The organism is Paenibacillus aceti, assembly GCF_003614185.1.
GTDB classification, from domain to species: Bacteria; Bacillota; Bacilli; order Paenibacillales; family Paenibacillaceae; genus Fontibacillus; species Fontibacillus aceti.
In genome coordinates, this window is record NZ_KZ987724.1 from 432,267 (window position 1) to 457,253 (window position 24,987).

Consider the following 24,987-nt stretch of genomic DNA (forward strand, 5'->3'; position numbering starts at 1 on the left):
AGGGCGTTGGTGTGAACGGAGTAATTTAGTTTTTTTTGAGGAGGAGTAATTAGCTAGGCTGGAGCTTTATCGGAATAGTATGTAGTAGACTTGCTTGAGGTTGCTTTGGGGACGTGTGAAGAGTTTCTTCTTGCTTGGCCCAGCTCGACCCAGTCATTCCTGCATAAATGCAGGCTTTTGAGGAGAAATCTGGATTAGGATAGAAATTCCTGCGATTATGCATCTTTTTTCGAGGTTTCGGCCTCAATTCAAGGAAAACGTAGATAAAGCCTGCATATTTGCAGGAATTCTCACCAAAACAGGTGATAAGTAGGTAAAAGCCTGCAAATTTGCAGGCTTTTACACACAGCGTCACACACAGCGTCACACACAGCGTCACACACAGCGTCACACACAGCGTCATACACAGCGTTTCACGCACAGCGCAAGCGCAGCGGCGCACCTAGAGCTATAGCGTCCGTCGCTCTCCTTCATTATGAGCAGCGCTTAATTCTGCTCCGGCAGCTCGGACAGCTCATCCAGCGTCATCTCGAAGCTGGGGGCGAAGTGCTCGAGGAAGTAGCTGATCTCTGGCAGGTTCAGCTTCTCCAGCTTGTCCAGCAGCTGCTCCTTGGCAACGGCGAATTCCCGGTTGCCGCAGGTAAGCTCCCAGCTGCATTTCAAGTACGCATCCAGGCTGTCGGCGGCCTTCACGTACTTCATCAGCTCGACCTCGCTCGGATCGCCGCTGGTCTGAGCTGGGAACAGCAGAGTCTGGTAGCTCGCCTTGAGCTCCGGTGGAATCATAGCTAGCAGCCGCTCGCCGGCAATGCTCTCCATCTCTCTGAAGCTGGCCAGCAGCTTCGGATTATGATGCTTCACCGGGGTCGGAATATCGCCGGTAAATACCTCGGTCGCATCATGGAACAGCGCCAGTGTCGCAGCTCGTTCAGCATTTAATTGGCGCTGGAACAGCTTGTTGCCGATCTCGCATAGCAGATGCGCCAGCAGAGCGACATGGAAGGAATGCTCCGCTACATTTTCCTCGGCGGTGCTGCGCATCAGGCTCCAGCGTTTGATGGAACGCAGGCGGTAAACATAAGCAGAAAAATGATAATTCATCTGTGATAAACCTCTCTTTTTTAGCGAAAAGTCTGTATAATTTTGTAACCGGAAACATCTTACTATGTTATTATAAAGCTAATGAAGCGCATAAATCTATCGGCAGCAATCCTTTTTGAGCAATTCATTTGAAGACGCATTTTATATGTTACTTCGTATGTCATTTCGAGCAATAGAGAGGAGAGCAAGGTTAATGCAGCAAATTCAAGAGAGTATTTATGAATTGATTGTGGAAGCTTCGACGAATTTACCTGGCGATGTACGGCGGGCGATCCAACGGGGGAAAGCGCGTGAGAACCATGCTACTCGGGCCGGTCTGGCCCTGTCAACGATCTCGAAGAATATCAAAATGGCCGAAGAGCAGGTATCTCCAATTTGCCAGGATACGGGGATGCCGACCTTTATTGTTCATACACCGATAGGAGTAAATCAGCTTGAAATCAAGAAGAACATCAAAGTGGCGCTGCAAAGGGCGACCAAGGAGGGAAAACTGCGTCCCAACTCTGTGGATTCACTGACCGGGGAGAACAGCGGCGATAACTTAGGCCCGGGCACTCCGGTAATCCACTTCGAGCAATGGGAGAATGATTATATAGAGATGCGGCTGATCCTCAAGGGCGGCGGCTGCGAGAATAAGAATATCCAATACTCCTTGCCGGCAGAGCTGGAGGGACTTGGGCGTGCTGGGCGGGATCTGGACGGTATCCGCAAATGCATTCTGCACGCAGTATACCAGGCGCAGGGGCAGGGCTGCAGCGCAGGCTTCATCGGCGTTGGTATCGGGGGGGACAGAACGACTGGCTATGAACTGGCCAAGCAGCAATTATTCCGTCCAGCCGATGATGTGAACCCGAATGCGGATTTGAAGCGGCTGGAAGACTATATTGTAGATAAGGCGAATCAGTTGGGAATTGGCACGATGGGATTTGGCGGTGAGGTTACGCTGCTCGGCTGCAAGATCGGCGCGGCGAATCGCTTGCCAGCCAGCTTTTTCGTCTCCGTGGCTTATAACTGTTGGGCTTTCCGGCGTCAAGGGGTAGAGATCGATCCGGCGACAGGCACCATTCATAAATGGATCTATGAGCGGGGCAATGAGGTAGCTGAGGATATAGCGACTCAGGATGAAGCCGTTCCACAGACGGCGACTCCAACGGCGGAGCCTTCGTCCGAGCAGCAAGCAACGACAACGGCTGAACAGACGGCCGCTGCTTCGCAGGCTCGCGAAGTCGTGCTGCAGACGCCGATTACCGAAGAGCAGATCCGCAGCCTGCGTGTAGGCGATGTCGTGATCATTAAGGGCGAAATGCATACCGGTCGGGACGCGCTGCACAAGTATCTGCTCGATAATGATTCACCAGTCGATCTTAACGGAGCCGTCATTTATCACTGCGGACCGGTAATGCTGAAGGATGAAGCGGGCTGGCATGTGAAGGCGGCAGGTCCGACGACGAGCATTCGTGAGGAACCCTATCAAGCAGATATTATCAAAAAGTTTGGCATCCGTGCGGTGATCGGCAAGGGCGGAATGGGCGCGAAGACGCTTGCCGCGCTTAAGGAGCATGGCGGTGTGTATTTGAATGCGATCGGCGGGGCCGCGCAATACTATGCTGAATGCATCAAGCAGGTGAATGGAGTCGATTTCCTTGAATTCGGCATTCCAGAAGCGATGTGGCATTTAGAGGTAGACGGCTTTGCAGCCATCGTTACCATGGATTCGCATGGAGACAGCCTGCATGCAGGCGTAGAACAAGCATCGAAGGAGAAGCTAGCCTCTTTTAGGGAAGCTGTATTTTAAAATAAATGAAAACCTTTCGGACACGACTAACAATTATATTAATGGGCCTGATCGGCATTTCCATGCTGGCGTCAGGTTTGACGATGGCCCAGCTATTTAGAAATTCGCATATCCGGGCGTTGGAGGAGAATATGTCCCGGGAAATTGACTTGCTGCAGAGCACGTTCCAGTTCCGAGCTATCGATGGGAGCCAAGGCGATTATTACTCGGCGCAGGCCAGGAAGCTGGAGCAATTGATGGATTCGCGGGTTACCTTTATTTCCTTGGATGGAAGGGTCATCGGAGATTCGGAAATGGCCTCCTCCGCTATGGATAACCACTTGAAGCGCGAGGAGATTATCTCTGCGACTAAGGGGGATATCGGCAGTTCCATCCGTTATAGTGAGTCCATCCGCGAGAATATGCTCTATGTTGCCAAACATGTTATCTCAGAGGATGGGTCCTTCGATGGCTATATCCGCCTGTCGATGAGTCTCAAGGCAGTGGAGAGGGATCTGAGCAAGGGCTGGCTGATGATGGCAGGGGGCCTGCTGTTGCTATTCCTGGCGGCGGCGTTGGTGAGCTATCGGATATCCAGAGGGCTGACCAAGCCGCTGGAGCATATCACTCTAGTAGCGAATCGCATCTCGCGGCTCGATTATGATGCAAGGGTGCAATTAACCAGGCGGGATGAGATCGGACAGCTCGGGCTGGCCATCAATCGGATGGCTGGCAGTCTGCAGGAGCAGATGAAGGTGATCCGCGATAATGAAGATTTGCTGCAGAGCGTCCTGACGAATATGGTCGGCGGTATTCTGATGGTTGAAGCGGACGGACGGGTCGCTCTGATGAACAGGGAGGCCGAGCAGTTCCTGCATGTCGAGCAGGATAAATTCCTCGGCAAATCCTATCTTGACCTGAAGCGCAACCATGATTTCCAGCAGTTTATGGTCGAAGGCATGGATACGAAGGAATATCTCAAGGAAGAGCGGAATGTGTATGATCCTGAACAGCGCACCTTGCAGTTCGAGCGGGTACCGATGTTCGAGGATGATGGCAAATATCGGGGAATGCTGTTCCTGCTGCAGGACGTAACCGAGATCCGTCGTCTTGAGACGATGCGTAGTCAATTCGTCGCGAATGTTTCGCATGAATTGAAGACGCCGATCGCTGCGGTGAAGGGTTTTGCAGAGACGCTGCTAAGTGGTGGCGTAGAGGATAAGGAGACAGAGCGTTCCTTCCTGCAGATTATTTACGATGAAGGAGATCGCTTGAATCGTCTGATCGGAGATATCCTGGAGTTATCGAAGATTGAATCGAAGCTTGTTCCCCTCGAATATTCTCCAGTGCAGCTGAAAGAATTAATCGATAGTCTCTATGAAGTTCTGCTTCCAGTCGCTTCGCGGAAATCGATTATGATAAGCAATAATGTTCCGGAGCATCTTTTCATCGAGGCGGATGAAGATCGGCTGCGGCAGGTGTTCATGAATTTGCTGTCCAATGCAATCAGCTACACGCTGGAAGGCGGCAGGGTCAAGGTCGAAGCGGAGATCGTAGATTCCGGCGAGGAGCAAGAGGATGAGCGAGTGCGAATTTCGATCAGCGATACCGGGATCGGGATACCGAAGAAGGATTTGCCGAGGATCTTCGAGCGATTCTACCGCGTTGACAAAGCGAGGTCGCGCAGCTCGGGCGGCACGGGGCTTGGACTGTCCATCGTGAAGCATCTGGTTGATCTCCATCATGGAATGATTGCGGTGGAGAGTCGGGTTGGCGAAGGGACTACGTTCTTCATTGAACTGCCAATTACACAAAATTTAGCATAAAACAGGTATCCCGTTAATTTTTCTTGTTTTTTTACACTGCGTTAACATTGTGGTGCTATGCTGGGCTTGTCAGGGGGAATGGGCTTGCCGGTGAGACGTTCCTTCTGACTTTCCCAGGAAATAAACAAGATATATTATTCAATATTGAGACATGCATTATGAATTTGGGGGTTAATATGACTCAAAAACTGTTGGTAATTGAAGACGAACCGACGTTATCGCGGCTTCTATCCTACAATCTCACCAATGAAGGGTATCAAGTTACGGTTGCGGATAATGGTCTGTTAGGATACGATACTGCGGCCCAGGGCGAATTTGATTTAATCCTGCTTGATCTGATGCTGCCGGGCATGAACGGCTTTGAAGTGCTAGGCAAGCTGCGGCAGATCGGCGTGAAGACACCGATTATTATTCTGACCGCCAAGAATGCCGAGGAAGAGGTTGTGCAGGGCTTGAAATCCGGGGCCGATGATTATATTACGAAGCCATTCGGTGTGGCGGAGCTGCTGGCCCGAGTAGCTGCGGTGCTGAGAAGAGCGACGGGGATCGAGGAGAGAGAGCCCCTTCAGGAGCAGGATACTACGAAGATCTCGCTCGGTCCATTGGCGATTTTCCCGGATAAGTATGAGGTTGTGTTAAATGGCGAAGCGATCACGCTAAGGCCGAAGGAATTTGAAGTTCTGCTCTATCTGGCTCGGAAACCGGGGGTCGTGCTTACTAGGGATGATCTGATGAATGCGGTATGGGGCTTTGATTATATCGGCGGACAGCGGACGGTAGACGTCCATGTCAGCTCACTACGGAAGAAGCTGGAGCTTGATCCGGAGTCCGTGCATATCGATTCGATCCGCGGAGTAGGCTATAAGCTGGTAGTGAACAAGAAGAAAGGTGCTCTACATGGGTAACTATTCCATGAGGGCATCTTTTTTTGAGCCTATTCTCCTGATTTTGTTTTTTTACATAGTTCTTAAGTATCACTAACATTCCTCGAATGAAGCGGGATTACAATGTTAACATACGAGAAAAATATAAATACATACCTCGAGGAGTGATGGAGTATGGGGAACCGGGCAGGGGTAATGGATCTGCAAGAACTGGACAGCAGGCTGGCGTTGATAGGGAGTGTAAAGAACGGCCAGGGTCAGGGCCCGATCGGATCGGTGGAAAATAAGGAGAGTCAGGTTGAGATCGCTACGTACTGCAGGAATGTGCCGGCGATATCGGAGAGTGAATCATGTCAGCAAGTTCTGCATATTTTTCAAAATCATCCGGGTCTACCTTGTGTCGTTCCTTGTGATGATAATCACGTACCGATCGGGCTAATTATGCGTGATAAATTCTATAAGCATCTGGCGGGCAGATTTGCGGCTGACTTGTTCTATGGCCGTCCAGCAACCATGTTCGCGACTCCAGAGCCGCTGATTTGCGAGAAGTCCACTCCTGCGCTTACACTCTTGGATGCTGCTCTGGAGCGGCAGGATGCCGAATTCTACGACTGCTTGATTGTAACTGAACAGGGCCGGTTGTACGGTGCATTAACGACGGAGGATCTGATGCTCATCTCGCGGGAATTAGAGCGCAGAACCGAGCTGCTGCGTAGCAGGGTGATCCAGGTAAGCCGGGGTCATGTGCTGGAGATCGCCAGCTCGGTAGAGCAGCTATCGTCCATTTCGCGATTGAGTCTGACTGAGTCGCAGAGGATGAGCAGGCTGGCGGAAACGGGACGGGCAGAGCTGGAGGAGATGAAAGCTTCCTTCTCCCATGTGCTGGAGCTGATGCAGCTGCAGCAGGGCCTTGTTATGAAGCTCCTGGAGCAGAAGGACGAGGTCTCGTCTATCACTGCTTCGATCAGAGAGGTCGCCGAACGCAGCAAGATCCTCGCCATCAACGCTTCGATCGAAGCGTCTCGTGCTGGGGCGCACGGGCAAGGCTTCGCCGTCGTTGCGGATGAAATGCGCCAGCTGGCTCAATCGACCAAGCAGTTCTCGGAGGATATCGGGCAGGATCTGGAGATCATTCATTCCCTGATCGAGCAGACCGTTTCCGCGGTGAAGTCTACTTCGTATGAAATGAGCGTAAGCTATGAGAGGGTGGGCAAAGCGGATGAAACCTTCCGCGAGCTTGCTGGATCGGCGGATGTGGTGAAGAGTCGGGGCGAGGAAATGTCCGTATCTGCGACGGAAGCGGCCAGAATAACGGGAGATGTGCTCCAGAATTTAACAGCAATTAATTAGTGGAGTGTGAAGAATGAAGCATATATCGGCAGTTTTTACACTGCGTTAACAATACTGTCCATCTTCCTTTACATAAGTCCGCTAAAATAAGATGAAGCTTTAACTCAAAGAAGGTGGATGACATGACAACAGCTATTCAAATAGAACAACTAAATTTATTCTATAATCAGTTCCAGGCTCTTAAGAATATATCGCTCGAAATACCGCAGAAGGCGATCACCGCTTTCATTGGTCCGTCTGGCTGCGGAAAGTCTACGCTGCTGCGGACACTGAACCGGATGAATGACATGATTCCCGGTACCCGGGTGGAAGGTGCTGTCCGGATTGGCGGCCAGGATATTTATGGCGAGGCTGTAGAAGTTGAGACACTCAGGAAGCGGGTTGGGATGGTATTTCAGCAGCCGAATCCTTTTCCTAAGTCGATATATGATAATGTAGCTTATGGGCCGCGTCTGCACGGTATTACAAGCAAGGCCCAACTGGATGAAATCGTGGAGCAGAGCCTGCGGCAGTCCGTTCTATGGGAAGAAGTGAAGGATTTCCTCAAGAAGTCGGCACTGAGTTTGTCGGGGGGACAGCAGCAGCGTTTATGCATCGCCAGGGCGATCGCCGTCCATCCTGACATTCTGCTGATGGATGAAGCGACCGCGGCGTTAGATCCAATCTCTACACTCAAGATCGAGGAGCTGGTTCAGAAGCTCAAAGATAAATACACGATTGTGATGGTGACTCACAACATGCATCAGGCGGCGCGAGTGTCTGATAAGACGGTATTTTTTCTGAATGGTGAAATTATAGAGGCGGATGAGACGAGTAAATTATTCTCGACACCACAGGATTCTCGTACTGAAGATTATATTTCCGGCCGCTTCGGTTGACATAAGGAGGATTATAGATGATACAAAGACGGGAGTTTGACCAGAATTTAAATGAGCTCCGCGAATTGCTGCAGACGATGGGAGAGCATGTGGAGCATGCGCTCGTTGAAGCTGTCGCTGCCTTGAAGAACCTGGATTCCAAACGGGCAAAAGAAATTATTGAGCGTGACCATGACCTGAATCAGTTAGAGGAGCAGATTATGGATTTAGGCTCGCGCCTCATCGTGACGCAGCAGCCGGTTGCGAAGGATTTGCGCCGGATTCTCGTCGCCTTCAGAATTTCCAGTGATTTGGAACGGATGGGGGATTTGGCGATCGATATCGCTAAAGTTACGATGCGTCTTGAAGGTCAGACCTTGATCAAGCCGTTGGTAGATATCCCGAAGCTGGCGGAGTTGGTCGTACTGATGATCCAGGAATCACTGCAATCCTATCTGGATGAGAACACGGATCTGGCATATAAGATGGCGAAGGATGATGATGAGGTAGATCACCTGTATAGTCAGACGATTACGGATCTCTATAAAATCGTGATCGATCATCCAGAATCGCTACATCAAGCTATGTCTTTGACACTGGTCGGGCGTTATATCGAACGGATTGCTGATCATGCTACGAATATCGGAGAGAGCGCGGTATACTTAGTAACAGGCCATCGTCCTGATCTCAATCATTAGACTTGTTGATCTGTATAAGACACTGGGGAATTCCCCGGTGTTTTCTTTTTTATATAAAGGTTCCATGTGTTAAAATAAAAGGAAGCTGTATTTAGAAGGACGAGGTGTCAAATGAATAAATTGATTCTTATAGACGGGAATAGTATTATATATCGTGCTTTCTTTGCGATGCCGCCGCTGACCAGTTCAAGCGGGGTGCATACGAATGCGGTCTATGGCTTCACGAATATGCTGCTGCGCTTGCTACAGGAGGAGCAGCCGAGCCATATTCTGGTAGCTTTTGACGCGGGCAAAGAGACCTTCCGCCATGAAGGATATCAAGACTATAAAGGCGGTCGGGAGAAGACTCCTCCCGAGCTGTCCGAGCAATTCCCGCTGATGCGCGAGCTATTGGAGAGCTTCGGCATCGCCTGGTTTGAGCTGCCTGGCTTTGAAGCCGACGATATTATCGGCACGATCAGCAAGCAGGGAGAAGAGGCCGGAGTTGATGTGCTTGTCGTGACGGGGGATAAGGATATGCTCCAGCTCGTCTCGGACCGGGTGAAGGTCGCGTTGACGCGCAAAGGAATCAGTGAGGTTGAACCCTATGGTATCAAGGAGATTGAAGATAAATATGGACTGCGGCCTGAGCAGATTATCGATCTGAAGGGTCTGATGGGCGATGCGTCTGACAATATTCCGGGAGTACCGGGAATCGGTGAGAAGACGGCGCTGAAGCTGCTGCATCAATTTGGATCGGTGGAGGAAGTGCTGGCTCGTACCGATGAATTGAAGGGCAAGATGAAGGAGAATCTGGTGAATCATGCGGAGGACGCACGCATGAGCAAACAGCTCGCTACGATATTCCGCGAGGTTCCTGTTGAGCGCTCCTGGGAGGAGATGGCCTTCAGCGGAGTGCTGGAGGAGCAGGCGGCGCAGATGTTGCGCAAGCTGGAATTCAAATCGCTGCTGGAGCGCCTGTCTTTTGCCCCTCACCAAGATGTCGAGCAAGCTGGCGGCTCTGCTCTGGAAGAAGTGCAGGTGACGGTCATCGATGATCAGACGATTCATCAGCTCGTCGAGGTGTTGCCAGAGGTTCAGAATGTAGTGGTAGAGTCCCATGGAGAGAATCCGCATCATGCTGTGTTGATGGGCGTTGTCCTGTCTACGGAGGAAGAGCATTTCTATCTTGCTCCCGAAGTGCTGCATTCCGATGTTGCCAAGCCTGTCATTGACTGGCTGGGGGATAAGAATAAGCCGAAGCGTGGCTATGATCTGCATCGGGCCGATCTAACCCTGTATTGGCAGGGGATTGAGTTCGGCGGAGCGGAGCATGATATTCAGCTTGCTGCTTATTTGCTGGACCCGACGAATAATGACCAGACGGTAAGCGGGCTGGCGGCGAAATACGGAATCGGAGCCGTCGCTGCGGATGAAGAGGTGTATGGAAAAGGAGCCAAGTTCAAGGTCCCTGATCAGGCTCTGCTCAGTCAGCATTTAGCCCGCAAAAGTGCGGCCCTGCTGCAAATTTTGCCGCTGCAGAAGCAAGAGCTGGAGCAGGTCGAGATGAACCGCCTGTTCTATGAGCTGGAAATGCCTCTATCCATCATCCTGGCGGAGATGGAGAAACAAGGCGTTGCTGTGAACCGCGGCACATTAATGGAGCTCGGAGCGGAGTTTGAGGCGCAGATTAGCTCACTCATCGCTAGAATTTATGACATTGCTGGACTCGAATTTAATCTTAATTCACCGAAGCAGCTGGGAGAGGTGCTATTCGATAAGCTCCAGCTTCCGGTTATTAAGAAGACCAAGACCGGATATTCTACCGATGCCGAAGTGCTGGAGAAGCTGGCTCCCTACCATGATATCGTGCAATATATTTTGGAATACCGCCAGCTTGCCAAGCTGCAATCGACTTATGTGGAAGGGCTGCTCAAGGAAATTCGCCCGGAGACGGGCAAGGTGCATACCTATTTCAGACAGACTATTACGGCTACCGGTCGGTTAAGCAGTCAGTTCCCGAATTTGCAGAATATCCCGATCCGGCTTGAGGAAGGTCGTAAGATTCGTCAGGCCTTCGTTCCTTCCGAAGAGGGCTGGTTCATGTTGTCGGCGGACTATTCGCAGATCGAACTGCGCGTGCTTGCCCATATTTCTGGAGATAACGGGCTACAGGAAGCATTCCTGCATGATATGGATATCCATACGAAGACGGCCATGAAGGTATTTGGCGTGGCTGCTGATCAGGTGGATGGCAATATGCGCCGTTCGGCCAAGGCGGTCAATTTCGGAATCGTGTACGGGATTAGCGATTACGGTCTGTCACAGAACTTGAATATTACTCGCCGGGAGGCGGCCCGATTCATAGATCAGTATTTCGATGCCTTCCAGGGTGTGCGTACTTATATGGATGAGATTGTCAAGGAGGCGAAGCGTGACGGCTACGTTAAGACTCTGCTGGAGCGGCGCCGTTATTTGCCAGAGATCAACGCCTCCAACTTCAATCTTCGTTCGTTCGCGGAGCGTACCGCGATGAACACGCCGATCCAAGGCACCGCCGCGGATATTATTAAGCTCGCTATGATTATGATGGATGAGGTGCTTCGCGAACGTAAATTGAAGAGCCGCATGCTGCTTCAGGTGCATGATGAACTGGTATTTGAGGTTCCGCCGGAGGAACTGGAGCTGATGACGACGCTCGTTCCTGAGACGATGGAGCGGGCGCTGCAACTATCCGTACCTCTCAAGGCAGAGGTTAGCAGTGGCGCGAATTGGTATGATGCCAAGTAAATGATGTGAAGTCTAGGGATTTTTTGTCGAAATAAATGAGGTGAAATATAGAGATGCCAGAACTACCGGAGGTAGAAACAGTCAGAAGAACCTTAACAGATCTTGTGGTGGGCAAGACGATTCAATCGGTCACCGTGTCATTGCCGCGTATTATTCAGAAGCCCGATGATATTCATCAGTTTGAGCTGGATTTGGCAGGGCATCGGATTCTGGAAATGGGTCGCAGAGGAAAATTCCTGCGTTTTATTATGGACGGTGTCGTACTCGTCTCGCATTTAAGGATGGAGGGGCGTTACGGCTTATATCAGAGCGGTGATCCGGTTGAAAAGCATACACATGTTATTTTTTATTTTACCGATGGAACGGAACTAAGATATAGGGATGTTCGCCAGTTCGGCACGATGCATCTATTCGCAGCCGGGGATGAGTTTAACCATAAGCCCTTGTCGAAGCTGGGACTGGAGCCGTTAGATGATGCATTTACGTATGAGGCTTTTCGGGACGTTATAGCCAGACGTACCACCAAGATCAAGGTTGCACTTTTAAATCAGGAATATATAGTGGGGCTTGGCAATATTTATGTGGATGAGGCGTTATTCCGTGCCGGTATTCATCCAGAGACGCCAGCTTGCGAGCTACACGAAGAGCAGCTTCGCAAATTGCATGCGATGATCCTTGAAACACTGAATGAAGCGGTGGAGGCCGGTGGCTCCTCGATCAAGTCTTATGTGAATGGACAGGGTGAGATGGGGATGTTCCAGCAGTTGCTGCGCATTTATGGTCGAAAGGATGAGCCTTGTGTCGTCTGTGGGCATGTGGTTGAGAAGACGGTAGTCGGAGGCCGCGGGACTCATTTCTGTCCGGTCTGTCAGCCTTTAAAGCGGACAAGCGCTGGCAAGAGTAAGGTAAGACGGAAGGTTGGCTCTGCGGATAATCAAGGAAGCGGTGGGGTGAAAGGATGAACATCGGATTAACCGGCGGGATCGCTACCGGCAAAAGCACGGTCTCCCGTATGCTCGCTTCTCTAGGAGCAGCCATCATTGATGCGGATGTGGTCGCCAGAGAGATTATGGAGCCAGGGCATCCGGTTCTGGCCAGAGTTGTTGAGCATTTCGGTCAAGCTGTGCTGAACCCGGATGGAACGTTGAACCGCAAAGAGCTAGGGGCGATCGTGTTCGCGGATGTCAAGCAGCGTCAAGTGCTGAATGACTTAACCCATCCAGTGATCCGCAGTGAGATAACAGCTAGGATGAGAGCGCTGGAAGCGGAGGACCCGCATCGTCTGGTGGTTTGCGATATTCCATTATTATATGAGTCGGGTCAAGAAGGGCTCTATGAGCAGATCATGGTCGTATATGTGCCGAGAGAGGTGCAGCGGAAGCGGCTGATGGAGCGGGATCATCTCACGCTAGAGCAGGCCGATTCGAGGCTTGCCGCGCAGATGGATATTGAATTGAAGAAGAGTAAAGCCGATATATTGATTGACAACCGATATGGCTCGGAAGAAACGAAGCGCCAAATCGAAGAATTCTGGCGGGAAAAGGTTCTTATATGAGGCTGCTGCGAAAAAAGCGGGTGCTGCTCGTCCTGTTTCTTGGTTTTCTGGTCATTCTGTTTTTTAATTCGGCCTGGCTTGCGATGTTCTATCCGATCTATTATAAAGAAGAGATCAAGCAGCATGCTCAGGAGAACGGGCTGGACCCATTGATCGTAGCGGCGATTATCCGGGTAGAGACTAATTTCAAGTCCGGTGCCGAATCGAAGAAAGGCGCGCTCGGAATTATGCAGATCATGCCGGACACGGCGGAATGGGTTATTATGAAAGCAAAATATGACAAGGTGCCCCTCGATAAAGTCAAGAATGAGATCGATGCGAATATACAGATCGGCACCTGGTATTTGAAATCCTTATCCGAGCAATTTGACGGTAATCAGATCGCGATGATTGCGGCTTATAATGCAGGGCCGAACAATGTGAAGAATTGGCTTAAGAGCGGCCGTTGGGACGGCCATCTGGATACGGTCAAGGATATCCCGTTCGGGGAGACCCGGCATTATGTGCAACGGGTAACTCATTACTATAAACAATATTCCGAGATATATGATGATTTTTGAGGATAACGTCGGTTACAATAGATAAGGAAAGCACTAAAAGGCCTAACAGCCTTTCAATGCTTTCCTAAATATTCACTTATTAGAATTGTCCTTGACTTTGACCTTGACCTGCCAGTTGTTGTTCGGCGATCGTTACCAAACGTTTGGTGATGTAACCACCGATCGAACCGTTCTCGTAGGAAGTCAGGTTACCAGCGTATCCATCTTGTGGGAAATTAATGCCAAGCTCTTGAGCAACTTCGTATTTCATTTGCTCGAGTGCACCAGTAGCTTGTTTTACTACCAGGTTGTTAGAAGAATTTTGCGCCATGTTTGTTCACCTCCTTGCGGTTGGTAACAGTATTATGCTCAGGTATTTGAAACTTCATTACTGATTTTTTTAGTTATTTATTGGTATTCTTGTTTAGAGGAATAGCAGTTAACAGAACCAGAAGGGAGACAATTTTGCGTGAAATGTCCGTATTGTGACTATATGGGGACGAAGGTGCTTGATTCGAGGCCGGCTAACGAGAATCGCTCGATCCGCCGCCGTCGCGAATGTGAGAGATGCAGCCGACGTTTTACTACATTTGAAATGGTGGAGGAAATGCCGCTCATCGTCATTAAGAAAGACGGCAGCCGCGAGGAATTCAATCGCGAGAAATTACTGCGAGGACTGATGCGGGCTTGTGAGAAAAGACCAGTATCCGTCGAGCAATTAGAGTCTATCGTATCCGAGGTAGAGCGCCAGATGCGCCATTCTGCGAATGCAGAGGTAGAGAGCCGTGAAATCGGCGAGCTCGTGATGGAACAATTGTATCCGGTGGATGAGGTTGCTTATGTCAGATTCGCCTCGGTATATCGTCAATTCAAGGACATTAACATGTTCATGAAGGAGCTGAGCAGCCTGCTCTCCAAGCCTGCAGTCGAGGAGTAATCGGGTGGCGATTTTAATTAATATTTACCAAAAGGGTGTTGCCTTCGGGCAGCACTTTTTTGAGGAGGCTTGGTTGTTGTGATTGTTGTGACCACCTTGTCTCTCTCTAAACTACAGATCGCTATTTCCCCAAAAACAGCGTTAAAATAAATTTAACGAAACATCATCTCGCTATTTCAACGAAATCCCGCCTTTTGGCCCCTTAATCGCTCCAATAGCGTTCCCCAGTCTATCTATACACGATGTCCCATCCGAGTACGTTTCCTGGCCTATTTCGCAAGAGTTTCCATATATTAGCACGCTTCCTACACTAATTATCAGCGCATCCTACGTAATTACACATACTCACCGTAATCCCACGTTCATACCACATTCCAGCCGCCTACCCAAAGTTGAAAACTGCAAAAATGCAGGTTTTTGGTCCAAAACCACCTGTTCTGGGTGAATTCCTGCAAAAATGCAGGATTTTCCATCTTTTTCTGCAGAATCAGGCGGATCTAGATAAAATACCTGCATTTACGCAGGAATTCACTCTCCCGGGGCTGAGTATTTGGAAAATTCCTGCATATTTGCAGGCTTTTCTACCGCTGCGCACACAGGCTCCCCAAAAGCTCTCGGGCACAACTCGGCCATAAGGGAGTCAATATATTTTACACTCCGTTTACAAAACGAAAACATGGCTTTGATATTCGCCCTCTATAATCAAAATGTACAAACAAATGAGGGGGAAACCTGAATCATGAAAAAAAGTATGCTGTTGGTATTAACAATTATTCTGACATTAACGCTGGCCGCCTGTGGAAGCAGCTCAGATAATAAACCAGACAATTCATCCTCAGCAGGCAACACATCCGCGAATAGTGGAAAAGAAACAAATGACAAGAAGGAACTCTCCGGCTCGATTCTGGCAGTTGGTTCTTCGGCGCTACAGCCGCTGGTCGAACAAGTTAGCCATAGCTTCATGGATGAGAATCCGAAGGTCTCGATTCAAGTGCAAGGCGGAGGTAGTGGAACTGGCTTGACGCAAGTATCCGGGGGACAAGCGGATATCGGTAACTCCGACGTATTCGCGTCCGAGAAGCTGGATGCAGGTCCAGCGGAAGAGCTGGTTGACCATCAAGTTGCTGTAGTTGGTATGGCGGCGGTCATTAATCCGGAGATTACAGTTGACAATTTGACCAAGGATCAATTGGTGAAGATATTTACAGGTGAGATCACGAACTGGAAGGATGTTGGCGGAGCAGATCAGAAGATTCAGATCATTAACCGTCCATCCAGCTCAGGAACACGGGCAACCTTCGAGAAATATGCCTTAGGCACAAAGACGGAAGATTTGCAGGGGGCGATCCAAGAGGATTCCTCTGGTACCGTTAAGAAGCTGGTGAAGGAAACTCCAGGCGCGATTGGCTACCTTGCTCTGTCCTATCTCGATGAATCCATCAAAGCCGTGAAATACGAGGGCGTTGAGCCGACGGAAGATAACGTAGCGAACGGAACTTATCCGGTATGGGCTTACGAGCATATGTATACGAAGGGTGAGCCGAGTGAAATTGTCAAGACATTCCTCGACTACATGCTCTCCGATGAAGTACAGAATAAAGATGTTGTTGAGCTTGGCTACATCCCGGCTAGCAAGATGCAAATCAAGCGCGATGTAGACGGCAATATTACCAAATAACAATTGACAACATTACTATAGGTACTTAAGGAGGCGGATAATCTGCCTCTTTAAGTGCTATGTAAAGGGAGAGGTTTATGACTCAATCCGGTAGAAAACAAAAAGTGAAACAGCATGTTATCGAAGAATGGACCGGAAAAATAGTAACTTCCTTTTGTATCGTTCTGCTCGTTGTAATTATTTTCTCAATGGTGTACTTTGTAGCGACAAAAGGATTGAGCGCATTCTTTAAAGACGGGCTTAAGCTCAGCGAAATATTCGGTACGACCTGGAAACCGGACGGAGAGCCACCTCTATTCGGTGCTTTGCCGTTTATTATCGGTTCCTTCAGTACCTCCTTGTTGGCTGCGGTCATCGCCGCTCCGCTGGGGATCAGCGCCGCATTATTCATGGTGGAGATCATGCCGAATATCGGCCGAAAATATTTACAGCCCGTCATCGAGCTTCTGGCCGGGATTCCTTCGGTCGTATATGGCTTCGTTGGCCTTAGCGTAATCGTGCCGTTGTACCGTGATATATTCCCGGGACAAGGGCTAGGTATCGCTGCAGGTGCGACGGTACTGTCGATTATGATTCTGCCAACAATTACCTCGATCGCCACCGATGCGCTCGCTTCCCTTCCAGCCGGGCTGAAGGAGGGCTCCTATGCGCTAGGTGCGACGAGATGGCAGACGCTGTCCCGCACCGTTATTCCGACTACACTGCCCGCGCTCATGACCGGGATCGTGCTCGGGATGGCTCGCGCTTTCGGGGAGGCTCTTGCCGTACAGATGGTTATAGGCAACGCGCCACATATCCCTCATTCCCTGTTCGAATCGACCTCGACCTTAACGAGTGTCATTACACTCAGCATGGGAAATACAGTCATGGGTTCGATGCAGAACAACGTACTGTGGACGCTGGCATTCATTCTGATGATGATGACCTTCGTCTTCGTCTTTGTTGTCCGTTGGCTTGAAAGGAGAGCGCAGCGATGAGTGCAAAAACAAAAGATAAACTTGCAACTGCCGTGATCGTCACTCTGGCTGGGATTATCGTCCTTGTCATGGCCGGTCTGCTCGGCTTCATTCTGGTCCGTGGTCTCGGACATGTCAGCTTCCACTTCCTGACCTCTGCACCGCAGACGATTAAGGAGGGCGGGGGCATTGGGCCGCAATTATTCAATTCCTTGTTCCTGCTCGTATTGACGATGATCATAACGGTACCACTGGGTCTTGGTGCGGGAATCTACATGAGCGAATATGCCAAGCCCGGCAAAATTACGGATACAATCCGTCTGATTGTTGAAGTTTTGTCTTCATTTCCGTCGATCGTCGTCGGTTTGTTCGGCTTGCTCGTCATCGTCAATACCTTCGGACTCGGCTTCTCCCTGTTCTCAGGGGCGCTGGCCTTAACCGTGTTCAATCTGCCGTTGATGGTGCGGATTACGGAGCAGGGCTTGTCCGGTGTTCCTGCAGCGCAGAAGGAAGCGAGTCTGGCGCTTGGTATCTCCAAATGGAAGACGATCAAATCGATCATGCTGCCGATCTCTATGCCGGTGATCCTTACCGGTACAATTCTGGCGGCTGGCCGGGTATTCGGTGAAGCCGCAGCCCTGCTGTTCACAGCCGGGATGAGTAGTCCCAGACTGGATTTCACCAATTGGAATCCACTTAGCCCGACCTCACCGTTGAATCCGTTCCGACCGGCAGAGACGCTGGCCGTGCATATTTGGAAGATCAACTCGGAGGGACTGGCTCCGGATGCTCCGCAAATTGCTGCCGGTGCTTCCGCTGTGCTGATCTTGATGGTGCTCATCTTCAACCTGCTGGCACGCTGGGTAGGCCGTCTTATGATGAAGAAATTTACGGCTGCGAAATAGGAGGGCTCTCATGCAAAATATAGAACTATCTACCAAAGATTTGAGTGTATTCTATGGGGAGAAGCAAGCGGTCAAGCATATCTCGCTCGATTTTGCCGCCAAGCAGGTTACGGCGCTGATCGGCCCGTCCGGCTGCGGGAAATCAACCTTTCTGCGCAGCTTGAACAGAATGAATGATCTGATTGAGGGATCACGTATCACCGGGGAAATTTGGATTGGCGATGAGAATATTAACGATCCGAAGACAGATGTCGTGCTTCTGCGTCAGAGAATAGGGATGGTCTGGCAGCGCCCGAACCCGTTCCATAAATCGATCTATGAGAATATCGCCTTCGGCCCGCGCTATCATGGCATTCGCGACCGCAAGAAGCTGGATCAGATTGTCGAGGAATCATTGATTAAGGCAGCGCTGTGGGAGGAGACGAAGGATCGTCTGAATCAATCTGCGCTATCTCTATCCGGCGGCCAGCAGCAGAGTCTGTGCATCGCCAGATCGATTGCCGTAAGTCCGAGCATCATCCTGATGGATGAGCCTTCGTCCGCGCTTGATCCGGTTTCATCGGCGAAGATCGAAGAGCTGATCGCTGAGCTGAAGCAGGAATTCTGCATTATTATTGTTACCCACAATATGCAACAGGCTGCTCGCGTATCGGATCGAACGGCCTTCTTCCTCATGGGAGAGCTGGTAGAGTATGATGATACGAATATGATATTTACGAATCCATCGGATCAACGGACAGATGACTATATTTCTGGAAGATTCGGTTAAGCGACACAGCAAGGCTCTTCATCTCTAATCAGTTGAGATGAAGGGCCTCTTTTTTGTTTTGGAACGTTAGAGTACAATAAAGGGTAGGCTCTTGGCTAGGTAAAGTTAGAGTAAGGATATAACCAACAATTCGTATAGAACTAACGGAAGGATGACATTGTTATAGTAGGAAGGTCCGAAGAACGAACGGGGCTGCTGCCCGTAGTGAGGGCCGTGTTCGTTCCAATTCCATGGATGCTGCCCGTCATGATGCCCATGGTCATGCCCATGGTCGTGTCCATGCCCATGGTCGTGTCCATGCCCGTTGTGGTCATGCCCATGATCATGTCCGTGCTCATGTCCAGACCAAGGACCTTGCCCGGGAGGACCGGGAATACTGAGGAACAGCAGCCCGCCATCAAGGTGGGACAACCTGCCTTCATAAGTTAAGCCGTCAATGGTCTGAATTCGGACATTGCGGTTGACATACTGCTTACCGACGCGATGCATCTGATCTCTGAAATCTTTAACGGATTGAATGGTGTTAGGATGAGCCTGATAAATCACTTGATTTTGCCCTAATGCCATATTATTAACCTCCACTTGATCTTATTTCCTTATGGCTTATCATATGTAAGGAGCACTGGGGAGGTGCCTATGCATTGGACTTTGGTCCAGTATATATTTACGACCCGGGACTGTTTAGAATTGTCAACTTTAAGTTCATACTAAGGGTTAAGTTTATGAACGAGCAGGAGATTGGAATTCAATGAATGTATTGGAATGGATTGAACGGATGTTTGATCAGTATGGTTATTTTGTGCTATTGCTTGGATTGCCCGTTGATTTTATCGCCCTGCCGCTACCTCCGGGTCAGACTACGCTCACTTATACAGGATATTTGACTTATAAAGGAGTGCTCGATCTGCTGCCTGCCATTTTGATGGCCTATGCGGGTTCTGTGATCGGAATTACGGTGACTTATGTGCTGGGACATCGAATTGGAGCTCCGATTCTGGAGCGGTTCGGCAAATGGGTGTTGGTCAAGCCAGCTCATATAGAAAGAACGAGAAAAATCTATGAAAAATATGGGAATAAAATGCTATTCATCAGTTTCTTTGTGCCCGGGGTCCGGCAATTTTTCGGTTACTTTGTAGGAATTATTCGTATTCCTTTTCGAACCTTCGCCTTATTTGCTTATCCTGGAGCGTTGATCTGGATCCTCACGTTTATTGGGCTTGGCAATATATTCGGGGAACAGTGGCAGCGGATATTCGCGTTGGTGGAGCGTTATCTGGGTTATTTTTTCGCCGGTATAGGTGTGCTGGTGTTAACGATTCTAATCGTTCGTTGGCGCAAATGGTGGCTGAAGAAGCCGGATAATGAACCGATGTAAGCTGTTCTGTTTCTGATCAGTAACGTACATAGCTGAAAAGCGTCAGACCTTAGTCCGGCGCTTTTTTGCGTGGGCTTAATTTTCCCTTGAGCGAATTCGTTCCTTCTTCCTTGGCCTTCAGCAGTGCCAGAAATGTGAACAGACTTGCCAAGGTTTCAAATCCGGCCCCGATAATTTCCAAATCATCAGATGAGAGCTCTTCCTCATTCATTATATTCTGCAATCCGATTTGATTAAGAAGTTGTGTCTGCCTCCTCCTTGGCAAGCCTATCACCTGCTTCAAATTGATTTTACTGTATGGTATGCAGCAGAGGCGAAGTTTGAATAGGCAAGTTAGCAGGGCGCGCGAAGGCCCAAAGATAAGTCATGTATATTTAAAATTAAATTAGCCCTTTCGTTTGGCGTTGTCCCTTCATAAGATGTTTTATACTCGAAAAGGAGGTATAGATATGTCAGGTTGTGGAGAAGTTGGCGGCGTAGGACTGTGGACATCTACAGGTGCAATTCTGGTATTGTTCATTCTGCTCGTAATTGTTACTAGAACATTTCCATACTAATACTTCCTTCAAATACTTCGGATAACGCGAATCAAGCAGGACCTGTCTATGCAGGGCCTGCTTGCTGCGTCAAGCGGTAAATAGGTGTACTGTACTGACTATTGTTGCGGGAAAATAGCCTCTAAAGCCGGGCAGGGCAGTCTGTCCAGGAAATCGGCCAGCTTATCGGGCATATTCTTATATACATCCTTCAGTGAGGTCCCTTTGTAAATGTTGCCGATGATTACCGGATAGCATAGCTCAGAGATGAGTATGTCGCCGTTGCCATGCAGATGCAGTTGTTTCTTGCCTTCGATACAATTGGAGAAGTATACTCCTGGCTGCTCCTCGAAGCCGAGCTCCTTAGCGAAGCGATCCATACAGGTGAAATAAATATTGCTATCCTCCCGGCGGTACTCAATAAGCTGTTGCACTGACTTCTTCAGATCCTCACGAGCTGCGATGGCTGACCAGCCGCTATGATTCATCGTAATACTGTTCTGAATCTCATGCGTGCGCACGCCAAGCGCGTATACATGGTCGGCAATTTCCCGCAAATGGGGAACCGTTTCTTCAAATAGCAGGGTCTCAAGTACGGTGTCGAAGGAAGCTTGAGCGCAGAGCGCGATATTTTCTCTAATTTTGGAATAGACGCTTGGATGCAGCCTGTAATAACGGGAGAATTCTTCGGCGGATGTGAAGTTGAACGAGATATGTATGGTCGTTACTCCAGCCTCCTCCAGTTGCTTCACTCGGGCAGCATTCAACAAACTGGCATTCGTATTGAGCTGGGTCTCGATGCCATGCGCTGAGCAATAGCTGATGATATCCACGCAGTCCTGATATTTCAATGTAACCTCGCCACCCGATAATCTGACTCTGCGGATCGTGGGGACGTCCTGCAGGATCGAGATCACTTCCTTAGCGCTGATACTTTCATTATCGTCCCTGCTATACGCACAGCAGTAGCTGCATTTGAAATTACAATTGGATGTAACGCCGACCTCAAGGGCCTCCAGATCGTAATGGTTTGGATTTTCAAGCTCAAGAAATTTATATTTCACGTTTACCGGCTCCTAATTTCATAGATTTTGGTGGTATTCATTTAACTAGCCAACCTTAGTGATTATATAGCTTATCGGCCGGATAGATGTATGAGGTTTTTAATAGGATAGGATTTGTCGAATGAGCCCATTAACACGTTAAAGCAAAGTTCGCGGTATTTCGCCTCAAACCGGGGTGATTCTATCTTTGAACCTATAGCGAAGGAGCTAATAGGGTGGAGGTATATGGATAAATCTAGTTCAAATATATTATTTTCCAAAAAAATAACACATTTTTCTTGAAATCATATATAATAAACTTGTCTGCGAAATTAAAAACATTATAAGAATGAAATAAGTCTAGTTACTCGTCCCTGTTCTTCTATTATTCCTCTTTTTTATTCAGAATTATCTTTTCTTCGAGCTTTTTCGCGCTAGTTTTAATTCCATTTATTTATTGCAGTTGCTTTATTGTTTAGGAGATTCACTTCAGTAGTATATAGACCTATCTATGGGTTTATATAGATTTTGTTGTCTGTTGGAAGAGGCTGAGTATGAAACAACAGGAATGGACAGACACCTATTCATCATGCTTGAAAGGAGGGGTGAGGTTTTAGCAAGTTGGGCAATGAGGTTATTATTTTATTCAAAATTAGAAGGAGGTTTTAGAATGAGTTCAATTTCATTATCTCGTTCACTGACCATGAAGGCGCTTACAACCGTTGGGGTTATGCTGCTTACGATGTTCGTCGTATTCCTGATTGCTGACAAGGCTTCGGCTCATGGTTATATCGATGGACCAGCCAGCCGCGCATATCTGTGTAAGACAGGGGTTAACAAGGATTGCGGAGCTGTCCAGTATGAACCGCAAAGCCTGGAAGCTCTTAAGGGATTTCCGGCAGCCGGTCCAGCCGACGGGAAGATCGCCAGTGCGAATGGTGCCTTCCCTGAGATGGACCAGCAATCTGCTACACGTTGGTCTAAAGTGAACATTACTGCCGGAACGAATACTTTCCATTGGACCCTGACTGCTGCTCATGCGACTAGCACTTGGAAATATTATATCACAAAGGAGAACTGGAATCCGAATGCTCCGTTGACCCGGGACTCATTCGATCTGACTCCTTTCTGTTCTGTAGATTATAAAGGCAAACAACCACCAAACAGCTACTCCGATACTTGTAATGTACCTCAACGTACTGGATACCATGTAATTCTCGCTGTTTGGGAAGTTGCCGACACTGCAAATGCGTTCTATAACGTGCTTGACGTTGACTTCGGCGGCTCGAACTCCAGTGACACACAGGCGCCTACAGCTCCAGTGTCCCTTACAGCTAGCAATGTTACAGCTAATACGGTGACTCTCTCCTGGGGAGCATCTACGGATAATGTTGGTGTAACAGGCTACAAGGTTTACAACGGTAATTCATTGGTAGGCTCGGTCCCTGGATCGACCTTAAGCTATACGGTAACTGGCTTGACTCCTAGCACGGCATATTCATTCAACGTTAAGGCAGTGGATGCTGCGGGCAATCAATCGCCCGCTAGCAATTCCGCTACGGTGACGACTGGCCCGGCTGCTAACGATACAGTAGCGCCAACGGCTCCAGGTAATCTCCATGTGATGGGCACACCTACGGCATCGAGCGTATCCTTGATGTGGTCGGCCTCTACTGATAATGTAGGCGTAACTGCATACCGTGTATACAAAGGCTCCGAATTGGTAGCTACTGTTTCCGGTACGACAACAGATTATGTTGTCACAGGGCTGAGCGCTGAGACGACTTATAGCTTCACTGTCTACGCAGTCGATGCAGCTGGTAACGTATCTGCTGCAAGCAACGTAGTTCAAGCCACAACGGCAGTAGCACCTGCTGCTCAGCCTTGGGCTGCTGGTGTTGCTTACGCGGCTGGTGACCAAGTAAGCTATAACGGCTCGGTCTATGAGTGCCTGCAGCCGCATACTTCGATCGCAGGCTGGGAGCCAGCCAATGTACCTGCAATCTGGGCATTGAAGTAATTTAGAATACAAGCCACCCTCCCTTGAGTCTGTTGGGGAGGATGGCTTTTTAGCTCAGCTACCTATTGACATAGCCTGTCCGATCCGTTACTATATAGTAGTCTCTTGTGAGAGATGGAGTGCGCTGTGTGTCATTCGCGTATCCAGAGTTAGGAATAAGACGGTTGATATTTATTTGCTTTAATGTAAATTCCTGGGGAATTAGCTCAGCTGGGAGAGCGCTTCGCTGGCAGCGAAGAGGTCAGGGGTTCGAGCCCCCTATTCTCCACCAATACTTAACACAAACGGCAGAGATGCCGTTTTTTTGTTGACTATATTTAATGATTTTGAGATGAGATGTCACAACAATAGCTAATAACTGCTAAAATACACTTGTTTTTCTGAAATGAGGCTGAACTCGGGCAAATAGGTGCGTAAATACAACTATTTGCTGGTAAAAGCACCTAATCGAAGTGGAAATCATCGGAATAATTGTATATTTGCATTTATATTGCCTGTTACCCGAATAATGGAGGCGTATAGTTGTATAATTGCAGTTATATCTCGAGCGGAGGGCAAAAAACATTAATGTAGTTTAATATTTGGCTTTTATAAGCTGCTATCGCCATGGAAATGGGGCCGCTGATGGAACTGATCACGCACTAATGGAGCACCGACAACTTCAGATTGTTTTTCAGAACGCTAGAACCTCTCCTATGAGATTTTTTGAGCCAAGTACCTTCCATCGTATTTACTTAGTTGCAGAAGATACACTTATTTCTGTAGAAAATCGTTTAACGTTACCTGCAGTTGTATTTTGTACACTTAAATAACTTATTTTTGTGATAATAACCGAAAATCGAGATTCTAAGTGCACTTTTTGCAATTAAAGTGAAGCTAGAATCGATTGGCGATGATTTAGTTGTACTTATGAGCCTTATAATGTCCGCATGTAATCCGCCTACGAGATTGATATCCATTCGAACCCCTCTTTGTTTAGCCTCTTCTAACAAAAGGAGCATAAATCAACTGTTCTGAGGAAATTTCCGCAAATTTGTAGACTGTTGTAAAAGTACTGGCGAGACTTTCGGAGCTCTAACGAAACACCATATCGTTATTTGGGTAGAAAACCACCATTTAGCCTCTGATTTGCTCAGATAGCGCTCTCCAGTTTCGTTAGATTTTGAAATGACCCCTTTTGATGCAAATAACGATATACAGTTTCGTTAGAAGACACATGACCTTGCGGTCACCGTTTGAGCCGTCGCTGTTCCCCGTTCTCAAAGTCATACAGTGATCAACAGCCTGCCTACCGCAGAAAACCGCCATCGCGAGCCGGAATCTCCGGGAAATCCCCAGAGAATCTCCAGGGGGAATCCCCCAAAGAGCCCCGAGGAATCCCCAAAGAATCTCTAAAGAATCCCCGGGAGAGCCCC

Annotated in this window: 23 protein-coding genes and 1 tRNA gene; 19 read left to right on the plus strand and 5 right to left on the minus strand. The window is 48.9% G+C overall.

Going from position 1 to position 24,987, the window contains the following annotated elements; translation table 11 throughout:
- Nucleotides 1-486 precede the first annotated feature (486 nt).
- On the minus strand, nucleotides 487-1,101 hold the full coding sequence (gene yfbR / locus BFJ94_RS01960; protein ID WP_120460705.1) for a 5'-deoxynucleotidase: 615 nt from the start codon (nucleotides 1,099-1,101) through the stop codon (nucleotides 487-489).
- A 193-nt stretch (nucleotides 1,102-1,294) separates the two neighbouring features.
- On the opposite strand from yfbR, the gene BFJ94_RS01965 reads away from it, so the two are divergent.
- The 10 genes from BFJ94_RS01965 to BFJ94_RS02010 all read left to right on the plus strand — a co-directional run bounded on the left by BFJ94_RS01965 (nucleotide 1,295) and on the right by BFJ94_RS02010 (nucleotide 13,374).
- Nucleotides 1,295-2,896 carry a fumarate hydratase gene (locus BFJ94_RS01965; RefSeq protein WP_120460707.1) on the plus strand — a complete coding sequence of 534 codons (1,602 nt, stop codon included), beginning with the start codon at nucleotides 1,295-1,297 and terminating at the stop codon, nucleotides 2,894-2,896.
- A 5-nt stretch (nucleotides 2,897-2,901) separates the two neighbouring features.
- On the plus strand, nucleotides 2,902-4,701 hold the full coding sequence (pnpS, locus tag BFJ94_RS01970) for a two-component system histidine kinase PnpS (protein WP_120460709.1): 1,800 nt from the start codon (nucleotides 2,902-2,904) through the stop codon (nucleotides 4,699-4,701).
- A 176-nt stretch (nucleotides 4,702-4,877) separates the two neighbouring features.
- Nucleotides 4,878-5,606 (plus strand): response regulator transcription factor, encoded by a 729-nt coding sequence (locus BFJ94_RS01975; RefSeq protein WP_120460711.1) that lies wholly within the window; start codon nucleotides 4,878-4,880, stop codon nucleotides 5,604-5,606.
- Between the two features lie 153 nt (nucleotides 5,607-5,759).
- Nucleotides 5,760-6,935: a methyl-accepting chemotaxis protein gene (locus BFJ94_RS01980; protein WP_120460713.1), complete on the plus strand. Its 1,176-nt coding sequence runs from the start codon at nucleotides 5,760-5,762 to the stop codon at nucleotides 6,933-6,935.
- 122 nt (nucleotides 6,936-7,057) lie between these two features.
- Entirely contained in the window at nucleotides 7,058-7,813 is a 756-nt protein-coding gene (pstB, locus tag BFJ94_RS01985; protein ID WP_229716860.1) for a phosphate ABC transporter ATP-binding protein PstB, read from the plus strand.
- Nucleotides 7,814-7,830: 17 nt separating this feature from the next.
- The gene (phoU, locus tag BFJ94_RS01990) at nucleotides 7,831-8,490 is read left to right on the plus strand and encodes a phosphate signaling complex protein PhoU (RefSeq protein WP_120460718.1); all 660 of its coding nucleotides are present in this window, start codon (nucleotides 7,831-7,833) and stop codon (nucleotides 8,488-8,490) included.
- A gap of 111 nt (nucleotides 8,491-8,601) precedes the next feature.
- Nucleotides 8,602-11,259, plus strand: a complete 2,658-nt coding sequence (gene polA / locus BFJ94_RS01995; protein ID WP_120460720.1) for a DNA polymerase I — start codon at nucleotides 8,602-8,604, stop codon at nucleotides 11,257-11,259.
- 53 nt (nucleotides 11,260-11,312) lie between these two features.
- Nucleotides 11,313-12,221 carry a DNA-formamidopyrimidine glycosylase gene (mutM, locus tag BFJ94_RS02000; RefSeq protein WP_120460723.1) on the plus strand — a complete coding sequence of 303 codons (909 nt, stop codon included), beginning with the start codon at nucleotides 11,313-11,315 and terminating at the stop codon, nucleotides 12,219-12,221.
- The gene (gene coaE / locus BFJ94_RS02005) at nucleotides 12,218-12,814 is read left to right on the plus strand and encodes a dephospho-CoA kinase (RefSeq protein WP_120460725.1); all 597 of its coding nucleotides are present in this window, start codon (nucleotides 12,218-12,220) and stop codon (nucleotides 12,812-12,814) included. The genes mutM and coaE overlap by 4 nt, the downstream gene beginning before the upstream one ends.
- Nucleotides 12,811-13,374 carry a lytic transglycosylase domain-containing protein gene (locus tag BFJ94_RS02010; protein ID WP_120460727.1) on the plus strand — a complete coding sequence of 188 codons (564 nt, stop codon included), beginning with the start codon at nucleotides 12,811-12,813 and terminating at the stop codon, nucleotides 13,372-13,374. The genes coaE and BFJ94_RS02010 overlap by 4 nt, the downstream gene beginning before the upstream one ends.
- Before the next feature lie 79 nt (nucleotides 13,375-13,453).
- Here the strand turns inward: BFJ94_RS02010 and BFJ94_RS02015 are convergent, their stop codons facing one another.
- Entirely contained in the window at nucleotides 13,454-13,684 is a 231-nt protein-coding gene (locus BFJ94_RS02015) for an alpha/beta-type small acid-soluble spore protein (protein ID WP_120460729.1), read from the minus strand.
- Nucleotides 13,685-13,822: 138 nt separating this feature from the next.
- On the opposite strand from BFJ94_RS02015, the gene nrdR reads away from it, so the two are divergent.
- From nrdR to pstB (BFJ94_RS02045), 5 genes are all read left to right on the plus strand, one after another.
- A complete protein-coding gene (gene nrdR, locus BFJ94_RS02020) occupies nucleotides 13,823-14,290 on the plus strand; it encodes a transcriptional regulator NrdR (protein WP_120460731.1) in 468 nt (155 codons plus the stop codon).
- 736 nt (nucleotides 14,291-15,026) lie between these two features.
- Nucleotides 15,027-15,968: a phosphate ABC transporter substrate-binding protein gene (locus BFJ94_RS02030; protein ID WP_120460735.1), complete on the plus strand. Its 942-nt coding sequence runs from the start codon at nucleotides 15,027-15,029 to the stop codon at nucleotides 15,966-15,968.
- Nucleotides 15,969-16,045: 77 nt separating this feature from the next.
- On the plus strand, nucleotides 16,046-16,945 hold the full coding sequence (gene pstC, locus BFJ94_RS02035) for a phosphate ABC transporter permease subunit PstC (RefSeq protein WP_120460737.1): 900 nt from the start codon (nucleotides 16,046-16,048) through the stop codon (nucleotides 16,943-16,945).
- Nucleotides 16,942-17,829: a phosphate ABC transporter permease PstA gene (gene pstA / locus BFJ94_RS02040; RefSeq protein WP_120460739.1), complete on the plus strand. Its 888-nt coding sequence runs from the start codon at nucleotides 16,942-16,944 to the stop codon at nucleotides 17,827-17,829. The genes pstC and pstA overlap by 4 nt, the downstream gene beginning before the upstream one ends.
- Before the next feature lie 10 nt (nucleotides 17,830-17,839).
- Nucleotides 17,840-18,598 (plus strand): phosphate ABC transporter ATP-binding protein PstB, encoded by a 759-nt coding sequence (pstB, locus tag BFJ94_RS02045; RefSeq protein ID WP_120460741.1) that lies wholly within the window; start codon nucleotides 17,840-17,842, stop codon nucleotides 18,596-18,598.
- A gap of 105 nt (nucleotides 18,599-18,703) precedes the next feature.
- On the opposite strand, the gene BFJ94_RS25590 is transcribed toward pstB (BFJ94_RS02045), so the two are convergent.
- Nucleotides 18,704-19,165, minus strand: coding sequence for a hypothetical protein (locus BFJ94_RS25590; protein ID WP_120460743.1), 462 nt, complete (start codon nucleotides 19,163-19,165; stop codon nucleotides 18,704-18,706).
- Between the two features lie 181 nt (nucleotides 19,166-19,346).
- On the opposite strand from BFJ94_RS25590, the gene BFJ94_RS02055 reads away from it, so the two are divergent.
- Nucleotides 19,347-19,973, plus strand: a complete 627-nt coding sequence (locus BFJ94_RS02055; RefSeq protein WP_120460745.1) for a DedA family protein — start codon at nucleotides 19,347-19,349, stop codon at nucleotides 19,971-19,973.
- Nucleotides 19,974-20,022: 49 nt separating this feature from the next.
- Here the strand turns inward: BFJ94_RS02055 and BFJ94_RS25295 are convergent, their stop codons facing one another.
- Nucleotides 20,023-20,238 carry a hypothetical protein gene (locus BFJ94_RS25295; RefSeq protein ID WP_162944069.1) on the minus strand — a complete coding sequence of 72 codons (216 nt, stop codon included), beginning with the start codon at nucleotides 20,236-20,238 and terminating at the stop codon, nucleotides 20,023-20,025.
- Between the two features lie 184 nt (nucleotides 20,239-20,422).
- Here BFJ94_RS25295 and BFJ94_RS02060 point away from each other — a divergent pair, with 184 nt between their 5' ends.
- Nucleotides 20,423-20,530 (plus strand): dihydroorotate dehydrogenase, encoded by a 108-nt coding sequence (locus BFJ94_RS02060; protein WP_120460747.1) that lies wholly within the window; start codon nucleotides 20,423-20,425, stop codon nucleotides 20,528-20,530.
- Nucleotides 20,531-20,628: 98 nt separating this feature from the next.
- On the opposite strand, the gene BFJ94_RS02065 is transcribed toward BFJ94_RS02060, so the two are convergent.
- Nucleotides 20,629-21,573 carry a radical SAM protein gene (locus BFJ94_RS02065; RefSeq protein ID WP_120460749.1) on the minus strand — a complete coding sequence of 315 codons (945 nt, stop codon included), beginning with the start codon at nucleotides 21,571-21,573 and terminating at the stop codon, nucleotides 20,629-20,631.
- A 649-nt stretch (nucleotides 21,574-22,222) separates the two neighbouring features.
- Between BFJ94_RS02065 and BFJ94_RS02070 the strand changes: the two genes are divergently transcribed.
- Together BFJ94_RS02070 and BFJ94_RS02075 are read left to right on the plus strand one after the other, a co-directional pair.
- Entirely contained in the window at nucleotides 22,223-23,572 is a 1,350-nt protein-coding gene (locus BFJ94_RS02070; RefSeq protein WP_120460751.1) for a lytic polysaccharide monooxygenase, read from the plus strand.
- A 195-nt stretch (nucleotides 23,573-23,767) separates the two neighbouring features.
- Nucleotides 23,768-23,843: transfer RNA gene (locus tag BFJ94_RS02075), tRNA-Ala, on the plus strand.
- Nucleotides 23,844-24,987 lie beyond the last annotated feature (1,144 nt).